Source organism: Streptomyces sp. 1114.5, assembly GCF_003635085.1.
GTDB lineage: Bacteria > Actinomycetota > Actinomycetes > Streptomycetales > Streptomycetaceae > Kitasatospora.
On record NZ_RBXE01000003.1, the window covers coordinates 625,871 to 637,919 of the forward strand.

At 72.1% G+C, this 12,049-nt stretch carries 13 protein-coding genes; 7 read left to right on the plus strand and 6 right to left on the minus strand.

Going from position 1 to position 12,049, the window contains the following annotated elements:
• Positions 1–54 precede the first annotated feature (54 nt).
• Entirely contained in the window at positions 55–915 is an 861-nt protein-coding gene (locus BX285_RS34265; protein WP_097241004.1) for a LysR family transcriptional regulator, read from the plus strand.
• Positions 916–1,073: 158 nt separating this feature from the next.
• On the opposite strand, the gene BX285_RS34270 is transcribed toward BX285_RS34265, so the two are convergent.
• On the minus strand, positions 1,074–1,790 hold the full coding sequence (locus tag BX285_RS34270; protein ID WP_097241003.1) for an SDR family oxidoreductase: 717 nt from the start codon (positions 1,788–1,790) through the stop codon (positions 1,074–1,076).
• 148 nt (positions 1,791–1,938) lie between these two features.
• On the opposite strand from BX285_RS34270, the gene BX285_RS34275 reads away from it, so the two are divergent.
• Both BX285_RS34275 and BX285_RS34280 read left to right on the plus strand, forming a co-directional pair.
• A complete protein-coding gene (locus BX285_RS34275; protein ID WP_097241002.1) occupies positions 1,939–2,886 on the plus strand; it encodes an AraC family transcriptional regulator in 948 nt (315 codons plus the stop codon).
• Between the two features lie 145 nt (positions 2,887–3,031).
• Positions 3,032–3,868, plus strand: a complete 837-nt coding sequence (locus tag BX285_RS34280) for a phytanoyl-CoA dioxygenase family protein (protein ID WP_121179447.1) — start codon at positions 3,032–3,034, stop codon at positions 3,866–3,868.
• On the opposite strand, the gene BX285_RS34285 is transcribed toward BX285_RS34280, so the two are convergent.
• On the minus strand, positions 3,865–4,377 hold the full coding sequence (locus tag BX285_RS34285; RefSeq protein WP_097241000.1) for a hypothetical protein: 513 nt from the start codon (positions 4,375–4,377) through the stop codon (positions 3,865–3,867). The genes BX285_RS34280 and BX285_RS34285 overlap by 4 nt on opposite strands.
• A 432-nt stretch (positions 4,378–4,809) precedes the next feature.
• On the opposite strand from BX285_RS34285, the gene BX285_RS34290 reads away from it, so the two are divergent.
• Positions 4,810–5,508, plus strand: coding sequence for an SDR family oxidoreductase (locus BX285_RS34290; RefSeq protein ID WP_097240999.1), 699 nt, complete (start codon positions 4,810–4,812; stop codon positions 5,506–5,508).
• Positions 5,509–5,575: 67 nt separating this feature from the next.
• Positions 5,576–6,376, plus strand: coding sequence for a hypothetical protein (locus BX285_RS36980; RefSeq protein ID WP_147465286.1), 801 nt, complete (start codon positions 5,576–5,578; stop codon positions 6,374–6,376).
• A gap of 63 nt (positions 6,377–6,439) precedes the next feature.
• Here BX285_RS36980 and BX285_RS34300 read toward each other — a convergent pair whose 3' ends face one another.
• Complete coding sequence (locus tag BX285_RS34300) at positions 6,440–7,495, minus strand: hypothetical protein (protein WP_097240997.1); 1,056 nt, start codon at positions 7,493–7,495, stop codon at positions 6,440–6,442.
• 273 nt (positions 7,496–7,768) lie between these two features.
• On the opposite strand from BX285_RS34300, the gene BX285_RS34305 reads away from it, so the two are divergent.
• On the plus strand, positions 7,769–8,536 hold the full coding sequence (locus BX285_RS34305) for a trypsin-like serine protease (RefSeq protein ID WP_097240996.1): 768 nt from the start codon (positions 7,769–7,771) through the stop codon (positions 8,534–8,536).
• A gap of 49 nt (positions 8,537–8,585) precedes the next feature.
• On the opposite strand, the gene BX285_RS34310 is transcribed toward BX285_RS34305, so the two are convergent.
• Complete coding sequence (locus BX285_RS34310) at positions 8,586–9,014, minus strand: SRPBCC family protein (protein ID WP_097240995.1); 429 nt, start codon at positions 9,012–9,014, stop codon at positions 8,586–8,588.
• A 121-nt stretch (positions 9,015–9,135) separates the two neighbouring features.
• On the opposite strand from BX285_RS34310, the gene BX285_RS34315 reads away from it, so the two are divergent.
• Positions 9,136–10,002 (plus strand): hypothetical protein, encoded by an 867-nt coding sequence (locus BX285_RS34315; RefSeq protein WP_143685921.1) that lies wholly within the window; start codon positions 9,136–9,138, stop codon positions 10,000–10,002.
• A 63-nt stretch (positions 10,003–10,065) separates the two neighbouring features.
• On the opposite strand, the gene BX285_RS34320 is transcribed toward BX285_RS34315, so the two are convergent.
• Both BX285_RS34320 and BX285_RS34325 read right to left on the minus strand, forming a co-directional pair.
• A complete protein-coding gene (locus tag BX285_RS34320; protein ID WP_259470957.1) occupies positions 10,066–11,316 on the minus strand; it encodes an MFS transporter in 1,251 nt (416 codons plus the stop codon).
• 92 nt (positions 11,317–11,408) lie between these two features.
• On the minus strand, positions 11,409–11,990 hold the full coding sequence (locus tag BX285_RS34325) for a TetR/AcrR family transcriptional regulator (protein ID WP_097240993.1): 582 nt from the start codon (positions 11,988–11,990) through the stop codon (positions 11,409–11,411).
• Positions 11,991–12,049: the final 59 nt, after the last annotated feature.

Sequence of the window (12,049 nt, forward strand, 5' to 3'; positions counted from 1 at the left end):
ATCGCCCCCGCCCGCCCTCGTTCGCCATCGCCCCCGCTGGCTATCGTGACCGCCATGGACCTGCGCAGACTGGGCTACTTCATCGCGGTGGCAGAGGAAGCCAACGTCGGACGCGCCGCGAGGCGTCTTCGGATGTCGCAGCCGCCGCTGAGCCAACGCATCCGGGAACTCGAAGCCGACCTGGGCTGCGCCCTGTTCGTCCGGACGTCGCGGGGCATGGAGCTGACCGAGCCGGGCCGGGTCCTCCTGGTGGAGGCCCGCGCCCTGCTGGCGAGCGCCGAACAGGCCCGCGAGCGGGTGCGAAGGGCCGCGGGCGAGCGGGTGCTGAGGGTCGGGGTGCTCGGGCCGGGCGAGTCCGCACTGTCCTTCCCGGCGGCCCGCGCCTTCGCGCTCAGGTGCCCGGACACAGCCGTCCGGCTGCACCAGGGCGACCTGCGCGACCCGCTGGTCGGACTGACCACCGGTCAGGTCGACGTGGCGATCACGTACGGGCCGTTCGGCGAGACGGGGTTGGCGACGCGGACGGTGCACGAGGACCGCTGCCACGCCGCCCTGCCCACCGACGACCCCCTGGCCCGCCGGCCCAGCCTGACCCTCCAGGACCTGGCCGACCGTACCTGCGTCCGCCTGCCGGAGAGCGCCGATCCGACCTGGCGGGCGTTCTGGCAGGCGACCTCCGCCGGCACCGACGGGCCGGCCGCCCGGTCGCTGGACGAGTGTCTGCACGCCGTCCTGTGGCAGCGCGCCGTCGCGCTCGTCCCCGGCCAGGCCCTCGCCCGCCACCGCGTGGAGGGCATCGTCTACCGCCCGGTCGACGGCCTCCCGCCGAGTCGCCTGGTCCTCGCCTGGCGCCGTGCCGACCGCTCGCCCCTCATCCCCGCCTACGCGGCCGCCTTCTGCACCGCGACCCGGTAGGACCGGGTCGGTACTGGTTCGCACGGCGCCGGTGACCACCCGACAGAGACGGTACGAAAGTGTCGGGTGCCCGGGGCCGGTGCCGCCGCACCCACGGGGGCATGGACGACACGAGCTCGGCCGGTCCCGACCCGGCGACCACGTTGACCTCGTTCGGGTCACACCAGTGCCGCGCCGCCGTCTATCGCGAGCGTGGTGCCGGTGACGTAGGCGTTGGACAACACGAAGAGGTAGGCCGCCGCGGCTTCCTCGGCAGTGCCGACGCGCCGCGTGAGCAGCTCGGACCCGGCGCCCTGGAGGAAGGCCTCCGGGTCCGGGACACTGCCGTCCCACAGCTCGGTGCGGATCACACCGGGCTGGATCACGTTGACGCGCAGCGGGGCGAGTTCGACGGCGAGTGCCCGGGACAGGGCCTCGATGCCGCCGGTGATGCCTGCCGTGAGCGCGGTTCCGGACAGGGGGCGGATCGCGAGGACGCCGGAGCTGAAGGTGATCGAGCCGCCTTCGCGCAGTCGTGGTGCAGCGTACTTGGCGGAGAGGAACGCGCCCCAGAACCGGCGCTCGAAGACGGCCCTGGCCTCCTGCGGGGTGGTGTCGGCCAACGGCTTGATCAGCAGGGATTCGCCCGCGGTGTAGACGAGGTGGTCGAACTCCCCGACCTGCTCGAAGAACGCGGCGATGGCGTTGCCGTCGGCGACGTCCAGGCGGCGGCCTTCGGCCGGCTCGCCCAACCGCTTCGTCGCGGCGTCCACGCGGTCCTGATTGCTGGAGGCGACCACGACGTCCGCGCCGGCCGCCGCGGCCTGTTGGGCCACCGCGAAGCCGATGCCGGAGGTTCCACCGATGATCACGATCTTCTTGCCGGCCAGAGACATGGGATCGGTCCGTTCCTTCGTCGATGCAGTGCCGGGGGTCGGCAACTGCCGTGACACGAACGTACGCCTCCACCATCGAGACGGTGAATGCCTGGATGTCTTGATTCCCTGTCATATCGTCTCGCCACGCAAGCACTAGAGTGGCGCTATGGACATCCTGAGCGACACCCTCGAAGTCCTGCGCACGGGACGCCCGATGGTGACTCGCACCGACGCGCACGCCCCGTGGGCCCTGAAGTTCCAACCCATCTCAGGAGCCGGATTCCACGTGGTCGTGGAAGGGCACTGCCACCTGCTGCCACCGCACGGCCAACCGCTCGCGCTCGGACCCGGCGACATCGTCTTCCTGCAGCGCGGCAGCGGACACACCCTGTGCGACGTGCCGGACCGCGATCCGGTGGACTTCGTACCGGAGCGCGTGGACCGTTCCTCGCCGATCGGCCAGGTCACCGTGGACGGACCGGGGCCGCACACGGTGCTGGTGTGCGGCGCGTACGCGATCGACGTCGAGCGCCCGCATCCGCTGTTCAGCGATCTACCGGAGGTCATCCACCTCCCCGCGGTTCCCGGCCGCCACCCGGTGCTGCGCTCGGCGGTCGATCAGCTGTGCGCCGAGTTCCACGCACCGCAGCCGGGCTCGGACGCGGTCGTCACGGCGCTCGTCGATCTCCTGCTGCTGTACATCCTCCGGTCGTGGTACGCCGAGTTGCCGAAGGAGCGGACCCGGGGTTGGGCGGCCGCACTGACCGACCCGGCCGTCGCCCCGGCCCTGAAGGCGATCCACGACGATCCCGGCCATCCCTGGACCGTGGAGTCTCTGGGCACCCGCGCCGGGCTGTCCCGCGCGGCGTTCGCCCGCCGCTTCGCCGCGGTGGTCGGCGAGCCGCCTTTGACCTACCTGACCAACTGGCGGATGGCCACCGCGGCGCGGCTGCTGCACCGATCGCCGGCCCCGCTGAGCACCATCGCGCAACACACGGGGTACACGTCGGAGTTCGCCTTCGCCAAAGCCTTCAAACGACACTTCGGATCGCCGCCGGGGGCCTACCGCAAGCAGGCCACGACGGCAGGCGACGAACCACACGGCCACGACTGACGGTGAGGGCCGGCACATCACCGCGGCGGAACGGGAAGCGAGGGCCTGCGGTCCGGCAGGCTGCGCACAACGTCGGTGACCACCCGACAGAGACGGTGCGGAAAATGTCGGGTGCCCGGGGCCGGTGCCGCCGCACCATGGGGGCATGGACGACACGACCTTGGTAACCCGTTTCCTGCGCGACGGCTTCGTGAAGCTGGAGGGCGCCGTCGCACCGCGCGTGACCGCGGACTGCGCGCGGCTGCTGTGGCGGGAGACGGGCTGCGACCCGGACGACCCGTCGACGTGGACGCAGCCCGTCCACTGGGTGCCCGGCATGGCGCAGGGGCCGTTCGCCGCCGCCCCCAACTCCCCGGCCCTGCACCACGCGTACGACCTGCTGGTCGGCGCGGGGCGCTGGGAGCCGCGCTACTCGCTGGGCACGTTCCCGCTGCGCTTCCCGCACGAGGAGGAGCCGAACGACGCGGGCTGGCACATCGAGGGCAGCTACCTGCCGCCGGGTGAGAGCTGGTACTTCACGAACCTGCGCTCCCGCGACCGGGCGCTGCTGATGCTGTTCCTGTTCAGCGAGGTCGGCGAGGAGGACGCCCCGACTCGGATCCGGGTCGGCTCACATCTCGACGTGCCGAAGGTGCTGGAGAAGTACGGCGAGGACGGCGCGAGCGGGCTGACCCTCGCGTCCGAGCTGGTGGCGGCCTCCGACCACCGCCCGGTCGCCCTGGCCACCGGTTCCCCGGGCGACGTCTTCCTGTGCCACCCCTTCCTGGTCCACGCGGCCCAACCGCACCACGGAACGCGCCCGCGCTTCCTGGCCCAGCCCCCACTGATGCCCGCCGCCCCCTACGACCTGGACCGCACCGACGGCGCGTACTCCCCGGTGGAGATCGCCATCCGCCGAGGCCTCGGCCGGCCCACCCCCGGCCCGGACGGCGACGGCAGCCCCCACACGGCCGGCAGCGGCACCCTCCACCCCGTCGGCTAGTACAGCGTCAGGAGCACCCGGGCCACTGCTTCCTGGAACCGGTCCTGCGTCGGTTCGAGTTGCCGGCCGGCCCGCTTGCACGCCTCCAGGTCCTTCGCCCACACCGACTCGCCGGCCAGGGTCTGCAGTTCCGTGGCAAGCGCTCGTACGTCGTCGTCGAAGACCCGGGCCCGTGCCGTCTGGAGACTCAGCAAGGCCTCCGACCAGCCGACGGCCGTCGGGGTCTCCCAGACCCGGGCGGCCCAGTTCCCGGTCTCCCGAAGCTCGGTGAGCAATCTGTCCATCTCGCCGTAAGCGGCCTTGATCACGTCAGCCACCGCAGCCTGCAGAGCCAGGACGCTCTCCCGCTGGAAAGCATCGCGGGCAGCCTGCTGATCACGCTCGAACTGCCGATCACGAGCAGCGGCCTCGCGAGTCCAGGTCAGCCGTTCCTTGTAGATGGTCAGCGCCGATGTCGTGACCGAGCCGAGCACGACACCGACGAAACCGAACAGAGCCTCCCCAGCCACGCCACACTCCCTACTCCCGGTCCCGAGCAGCCCGAGCGCTTCCTACCACCGATGCCGTGCCGCGACACACGGCCGGGTCGAGGAGGCGGGCTGCAGACCGGAGAGCTGCGAGAGCTCCGGTGAGGGCGGTGCCGAGGCGGCTCCTCGGCACCGCCCGTCGGGGCCAGGCGTCCGTGCTCACCCGGCCGCGGGCAGCCGCCTCATCGCCGGCCGGTCGGTCACGGCTGCCGGCCCGGCTCCGTCGCGCCCGTCCACCACTCGAATTCAGTCAGCGAGGGTGTACCGGCTCGGCAGGAAGATCGCTGGGTATAGTGCAGGCGTTTCGGGGGGCCGGCGGCGGGGAGTCTGTCGACTTCACACGCCACCTCGCGTTCGCGGACATCCGGGACGCTGCGGGAGCCCCGATGACCACATCGCGCAGGAGGCCGTCCCATGGAACCCGTCACGCTGATCACCGGTGGCTCGACCGGAATCGGCGCCGCCACCGCCCGCGCCCTGCTCAAGCAGGGCCACCACGTGGCCGTCACCGGACGTGACGCGGACAAGCTGGCCGCCTTCGCCGCTTCGGCCGGAGCGGGCGAGCGGCTGCTGACGATCACCGGCGACACCAGCGACGAGCACGACGTCGCCTCCGCCGTGCGCCGCGTGGTGGACGTGTGGGGCCGACTGGACAACGTCATCGCCAACGCCGGCTTCTCACTGCCCGGCAACCTGGAGAGCCACGCCCCCGAGGACATGCGCGCCATGGTCCTCACCAACGTCCTGGGCCCGGCCCTGCTGGTGCGGGAGACCCTGCCGCACCTCAGGGAGTCCAAGGGGCGGATCGTGATCATCGGTTCGGTCGCCGGGGTGCGCAACACGCCCGGCAACCTGTACTCGGTCACCAAGTGGGCCGCGCACGCGCTCGCCGAGAACACCCGGCTGCTGGTCGGCAAGGACGGCGTCGGCGTGACCGTCGTCGCCCCCGGGGTGGTGGACACCCCGTTCTGGAACGAACGCGGCGGCACCCCCGACGCCTCGCCGACTCTGACCCCCGAACAGATCGCGGACACGATCGCCTTCGCCATCAACCAGCCCGCGGGCGTGGACATCAACCACCTCACCGTGCGGCCGACCGGCCAGCTCGGCTGACGCCGCGCTCGGCAACGGCAGGGCCGGTGTTCCCGGCGGTGGCGGTGATCACTAAGGTGTGGGAGTTGTGAGCACGGGTGGATCCAGTCGCGACCAGTGGGTCGAGTTCGTCAGGGAGTTCGAGAAGAGCAACGCAGCACAGCAGCCGGGTGCCGCCGAGCCGGCGCGCCCGCCCGAGCGGCGGCGCTCGCGGCGTCGGCTGCTGCTTCTCGCGATGGCTGCACTGCTGGTAGCAGGGGGCGCGGCGGCGTACCTGCTCCGGCCGTCGGACCCGGCGCCGGCCGCCGCGCCTGCGCCGGCACCTGCGTCTGCCGCGCCGACCTCGGCCGCTCCCTCCCAGCCCGTGGCACCATCGCCGTCCGATGACCCGTCGGCGGCAGCGGGCGCTCCGGCCTCGGCGATCCCGCTGTCCGTCTTCCCGTCGCAGGTGCAGGGGTACACGCTGGTGGCGGCGGCGACGAACCCGACCTGCACCGGTCCGAACACCGTGGCGCCGACCCTCGCCGGGTTGATCACTCAGGGCCACGGCTGTCTCGGCGTGGACCTGGTGCTGTACAAGGACGCCGACGGCAACCAGTACAATCTGGCGCTGTTCACGATGAAGGACCAGGGCGACATCGCCCACCTGATCACCGTCCTGGGCTCGCACCCCGAGGCCTACCAGGCTGCCGTCCACATCCCGCCGAAGGACTCGGGCCTGCGCCAGCTGCCGCCCGGCAGCGGCCTGGTGCAGGACTACGCGGCCTCCGGGCACGGCATGCTCCTCGGCATGGGCCAGTGGTCCGACGGCCGGACCGCGGACCTCGACAAGCTGTCGAACCAGCTCTCGCCGCTGACCGAGGCCGTCATCAGGAACGTCCCCGCCTGACGGAGCGGCCTGGGGTTCGGGCCGAGGTCCGTTCGCGTCGACGCGAGGGCGGTGTGGTCGGGCTCAGCGCCGCCAGCGGTGGAGGGCGTCCCATTCCTCGGTGATCCAGGTGCCGTCGCCGATCAGCATCACGGTCTCGACCTCGGCCATCGGGTACTCGACCCGGCCGTGCAGGGCGCCGGTGGCGGGGTCGGCGAGCCAGTGGCTGTGCTCCCGCCAGCCGTCCCTGCCGAACATGTACACCGCGGCCTCGTCGTACGGGTTGTGGAGCGTCACCATCGCCGTCCCGTCGTCGACGAAGCCGCTCGACGAGGAGATGTACGGGGCGTTGTGCACCGAGCAGTCGCCGGTGCCGGGGGCCGGGAAGTCGTCCAGGCCGAGTGAGGCGGTGACCCGGTACGTGGGGAGGCTGTGCCAGCTGACGTCCCGTCCCGTGCGGTCGACGGTCATGCAGCGGGCGTTGCGTGAGTCCGTGCCCAGGTAGTCGCGCTCGTCCAGGCGCAGGCCGCCCCGGTCCTGTGGCACCTGCCCGCCCAGGACGACGGCTCCGGACTCCCACCGCGCCTCGTAGTGGGTGGCCGCCGAGCGCCCTCCGGAGACGCTCACGCCGGAGATCTCGTCGTTCTCGTCCCAGAGCAGGCTGACGAACCGTTCGTAGCCGCCGCACGGGAGCACGCTGCGGGCCAGCACCGTCCCCTCGGCGTCCAGGGTGAGGATCAGGGTGCTGTCGGGCAGTCCGGAGGGCAGCCGCAGCCAGATCCGGAGCTCCTGGTCGGCGGTTGTCGAGAAGTCGAGGTAACCCCAGCGGCCCACGTCCCAGGTGCCGTACGGCTGCTTCCACAGGGTCGCGCCGTCCCGGGCGACCGCGACGTAGTCCGTCGCCGTGCCGAAGACGGCGAACGACAGGTCGGGAGCCGTCCACTCCCTCAGCCACCGGTTGGGCGACGGTGCCGGGAACTCGGCCGCCGGCTCGGCCTGTTCCGCCAGCTCGTAGATGCGCAGCGACTCGGCGCTGCGGACCTCCAGCCGGGGGACGGGACCGGTGGGGTCGAGGCGGGTCCGGGCGCCGTCCCGGTCCGGGATCGGGTACGTGGCCACCAGGCTGGGTGTGATCGTCATACCGGCATCCTCTCGCGACGCGCCGACAACCCGGGGGCGTCGGTGTCCGCAACCGTTCCACGCTCACCTCGTCCCGCTGCGCCGTTCCAGACGGCGACGAATCCGCAGGTCAGGGGGCATGTCGCTGTTCCAGCGTCCCGGATCGCCAGGCGGAGCTGGCGGGCGGGACGGAGCCCGGGACAGTCTGTGGTCCGACGGCGGACGTTCCCGAACGGCCCGCCGCCCGAACGACCCGACCCCATGTCACCCGACGTCCGGAAGGAAGCCCTCTCCATGCGCACCACCCCGAACCGACGCCCGATCCGCCCGATCACCGTCCTGCTGGCCGCCGTCGGGCTGGTGGCGGCCGCGGCCGCCCCGGCCGCCGCCGTCCACGGCGGATCGGACACCACGGCCAAGGCCCACCCGTTCGTGGTGGCCCTGGAGACCGCCGCGGGCGAGCAGTGGTGCACCGGCGCGCTGATCGCGCCGACCAAGGTGCTGACCGCCGGCCACTGTGTCGCCGAGGCGGACGACCCGGGCTCGCTGCGGGTGATCGCCGGGCGGACCGACCTGACCGGCTCCAGCGGCCAGGTCCGTCGGGTGAAGGGCTACCGCATCGACCCGCGCTACACCTCCGGCCTGGCCCACGACTCCGCCGTCCTGACCCTGGACCGTCCACTGCCGCAGAAGCCGGTGCGGGTGGCACGGCAGGGGGACGAGCCGCTGTACCGGTACGGCCGCACGGCCACGCTGTTCGGGTTCGGGCGCACCGGCACGGACGGCCCCGGCACGCACCTCAAGCAGGCGCAGCTGACGCTGGCTCCGCCGGCCTCCTGCGCCCCGTACACCTTGCCCGAGGACTCGCCGCAGCTCAAGGTCTGCGGCCTGCCGCGGACCGGTACGACGGACAGCGTCTGCAAGGGGGACTCGGGTGGGCCACTGGTGGTGGGCGGTGTCGTGATCGGAGTCGTCTCCACCGGCAACAAGTACTGCGACACCCAGCACCCGGTCTCGGTGTTCACGCGGGCCACCGACGTCCCCGCGGAGCTGCTGTCCTAGACAGCCGGGACAGGGGCGAAGGCGGAACAGCCCCACGGCCCGGCCCGGGTCAGGCCCCGGCGGCGCGGCCCTCGACGAAGTGCTTGAAGCGGCGCAGGTCGCCGCGAACCTGGACGCCGAGCACGCCGAGCTTGTCGGCGGCCTTCTCGGCCAGGCCCGTGGGCTGGAAGACCATGGTCATCCGCACCCGGGTCCGGGCCGCGCCGAGCGGCTCGAAGTCGACCGTGCCGCTGTGCTTCACGCTCTCGCCGGTGGTGCGCCAGGCGACCCGCTCGTCGGGTACCCGTTCGACGACCTCGGTCTCGAACTCCCGGGACAGCCCGGCGATCCTGGTCCGCCAGTGGGCACGGCGGTCGTCCAGCTGTCTGACCTCCTCCACGCCGTCCATGAACTTCGGGAAGTCCTCGAAGGTCGCCCACTGGTCGTAGACGACGCGGACGGGCACGTCCACGTCGATCGATTCCTCCACCGTGCTCATTGCCGGACCTCTCCACCTTCCACGCGCAGGCGCTGTCGCTGTCCCTGCCAATCTGGGCCGTCTGCCGGGCAGCGGCAACCGACACACCTTCGGTGATCACGGTTCGGCAGCTTTCTGCCCAGTGAGGTTTAAATCGCTGCTCCTGACGTTCGGGCAGGCGATAGGTTTCGCCAGGCAAAAATCAACTCTTGATCGTCACGGGGGAACCACCATTTCCACTCAGTCCGCCGAGCTGCCCCACAGCGCCACGCCGGCCGAGCCCACCGCTCCCACCGAGCCCGCCGCCGACGCCACGGCGGCCCCGGGCCTGCCCGGCTACGGCGAGGGGCAGCTCACCTGCCGGCACTGCGGTTCCGTCCCGGCCGTGGACGCGACCTTCCGCGGGCACCTGGGCCTCATCGTGATCCTTAAGTACCTGAAGCGCCGGGGGCCTTTCTGCCGCAGCTGCGGCATCGCCACGCACCGCGAGATGACCTCCGACAGCCTCTGGCAGGGCTGGTGGGGCATCCCCTCGATGATCGTCAACCCGATCGTCATGCTGCTCAACATCCCGCAGCGCCTGAAGGTCAACAAGCTGTCGGAGCCGCTGCCCGGCGCGCCCCGCCCGCCGATGGACCCCGGCAAGCCGGTCTACCTGAGGCCCACGATCATCGGCGTGCTCATCCCGGTGATCCTGATCTCCCTGATCGTCCTCGTCGAGAAGGACGACCCCGAGTTCGCCAAGACCGGCGACTGCATCCACAACAGCAACCCGATCGTCCTGCCCGGTGCCGTCGACAAGAACCCCGACGTCACCGTGGTCCCCTGCTCCGACCCGAGGGCCGAGGCCCGCGTCGTGGGCCGCGAGGAGGACACCAGCGACGGCGAGAACGCGTGCCGGAGGTTCCCCGACGCCGACGGCTACTTCACCTACAAGCGGGGCAGCGACAAGTACACCCTCTGCCTGCAGGGCCTGAAGCAGAAGCCGGGCACGAGCCTCGTCCCGTAGCGGGACACCTGCCCGCGGCGGTCGACGTCACGCCGGTTCTGCGCCGACGGCTTTCGCGGTCGTTCACGACCGCAGGTCGGGCGCGGCCACCGGCGGGGCCACCGGCGTGGCCGACCCGCGCCGCCCTGGGGCGCGACGTCGCGGCGGCCGGGCCGACTCCGGTGTGCAGCGGAGATGCAGTGCGGCGAGCAGCAGGCAGGATCCGGCCATGACGGACCACAGCGCGGTCGTCCCCGCGTGGGCGAGCAGCTGGGTGCCGAGGAGGGGCGCCAGTGTCGCGGCGACGCCCCAGCTGGTGCCGAAGACGGCCAGGTAGCGGCCGCTTCCGCCCGGTGGCGCGAGGTCGGTGACGCGCGCGTAGACACGGCCCATGATCAGCAGGTCGCCGAGGCTCATCACGGCGGCCGATGCGAGCAGCGCCGGCAGGCTGCGGGTGAGGGCGTAGCCGGACAGCCCTGCGGCCAGGAGCAGGTGGGCGACGGCGAGTGCGACCGGCGTGGTGAGCCGGGTCGTCCAGGGCAGCCGGACCAGCGGCTGGGCGAGCACGGTGGTGGCTGCCGCGGCGGTGAACAGCAGGCCGGCGTCGGCGGCGGGCAGGCCCTGCCGGGCGAGGGCGAGCGGCAGGGCGATCACGGTCTGTTGGTTGATCAGGGCGTAGGCGGTTCCGGTGGCCAGAACGCCCAGCAGGGCCCGGTCGCGCAGCGGCCGTACGGCGGTGTCGCCGCCCTGGTCGTCCGCTGCGGGCGGTGCCGGGCGGTCGCGGGGCAGGGCGAGGCGGATCAGCAGCGCGCAGGCCAGGCAGGTGGCGGCGTCGGTGACGAAGAGCCAGCGCAGGTCCCAGCGGCCGAGCAGGGCGGCGAGCAGCCCGGCGCCCATGCCGCCGGCCGCGAGCGCGGCGCTGAACAGGCTGAACGCGCGCACCCGGTGCTGCTCGGGCACGGACTCGCCGATGATCGCCTGGCTCGGGGGCTCGTAGAGTTCGAAGGCCAGCCCGAGCAGCACCGCCCCGGCGACCGCCCAGGTGAGCGAGGCGGAGGCCGCGATCGCCAGCTGTGCGACGGCGCAGCCGCAGAGTCCGAGGACGATGGTCGTGCGCCGGCCGATCCGGTCGGCCAGGTGGCCGCCGGCCAGCCGCGAGGGGATCGTGGCGAGCCCGAAGGCGGCGCTGACCAGGCCGGCGGTGGTCAGGCTCGCGGCGTGGTCGGTGCTGATCAGCGCGGTGAGGAAGGGCAGCGAGAAGGCCCCGAGCCGGTTGACGACCCGGGCGAGTAACAGCAGACGGACGGTACGCGGCAGCGGTTCGGAGCGCGGCACGGCGCCTCCAGCTTCTCGTGAGTCGTGAATGGTGGATCGTCAGTGATCAGTGATCAGTGATCAGTGATCAGCAGGCGGGGCGGACGCTGTCGTCAGGCCGGGCGGTCGCTCCGGGCGAAGTGCGGCAGCACCATCGCGACCAGGGCGTCGACATCGGCGTCGACCATCGGTTCGCCGGTCATGCCCATCCGGTGGAGCAGGATGCCGACGACGGCGTCGATGAAGAACAGGACCCTGTTCTCCGGCTCGTCGAGCGCGTCCTGGAGGGCGAGGCGGTAGGGGTCCTGCAGCCGGGTGGAGAGGATCTCGCGCAGGGCCGGGTCGCTGACGGCGTCGCTGAACACGCCCGCGAACGCGTCGCCCACCCCGGGTTCGCCGATCTTCGCCGCGATCCAGCGGATGGTCGCGGTCATGAGCTCGGCCCGGTCGGCGCCCTCCCTGAGCGGTGCCGGGCCGAAGGCGTCGAGGAGGCAGTCCACGATCAGCGCGCCCTTCGACGGCCAGCGGCGGTAGATCGTCGTCTTCGCGATGCCGGCCGCGGCGGCGATGCGCTCGACCGTGGCGCGCGCGTAGCCGAGTTCCTGAACCGTCCTCAGCGTGGCGGTGAAGACCTCGGCGTCGATGCCGCTGCGCGGGCGTCCGGGCGGCCGGGCGGGTGAAGGCGTTCGAGTCATTCCCTCACCCTAGCGAGTTCCGCTACCTTAGGTATCGATACCTGAGGTAGCGAAACCTG

Coding starts and splice junctions, on each gene's coding strand:
- BX285_RS34265 (WP_097241004.1), top strand. CDS start 55: ATGGACCTGCGCAGACTGGGCTACTTCATCGCGGTGGCAGAGGAAGCC.
- BX285_RS34270 (WP_097241003.1), bottom strand. CDS start 1,790: ATGTCTCTGGCCGGCAAGAAGATCGTGATCATCGGTGGAACCTCCGGC.
- BX285_RS34275 (WP_097241002.1), top strand. CDS start 1,939: ATGGACATCCTGAGCGACACCCTCGAAGTCCTGCGCACGGGACGCCCG.
- BX285_RS34280 (WP_121179447.1), top strand. CDS start 3,032: ATGGACGACACGACCTTGGTAACCCGTTTCCTGCGCGACGGCTTCGTG.
- BX285_RS34290 (WP_097240999.1), top strand. CDS start 4,810: ATGGAACCCGTCACGCTGATCACCGGTGGCTCGACCGGAATCGGCGCC.
- BX285_RS34300 (WP_097240997.1), bottom strand. CDS start 7,495: ATGACGATCACACCCAGCCTGGTGGCCACGTACCCGATCCCGGACCGG.
- BX285_RS34305 (WP_097240996.1), top strand. CDS start 7,769: ATGCGCACCACCCCGAACCGACGCCCGATCCGCCCGATCACCGTCCTG.
- BX285_RS34310 (WP_097240995.1), bottom strand. CDS start 9,014: ATGAGCACGGTGGAGGAATCGATCGACGTGGACGTGCCCGTCCGCGTC.
- BX285_RS34325 (WP_097240993.1), bottom strand. CDS start 11,990: ATGACTCGAACGCCTTCACCCGCCCGGCCGCCCGGACGCCCGCGCAGC.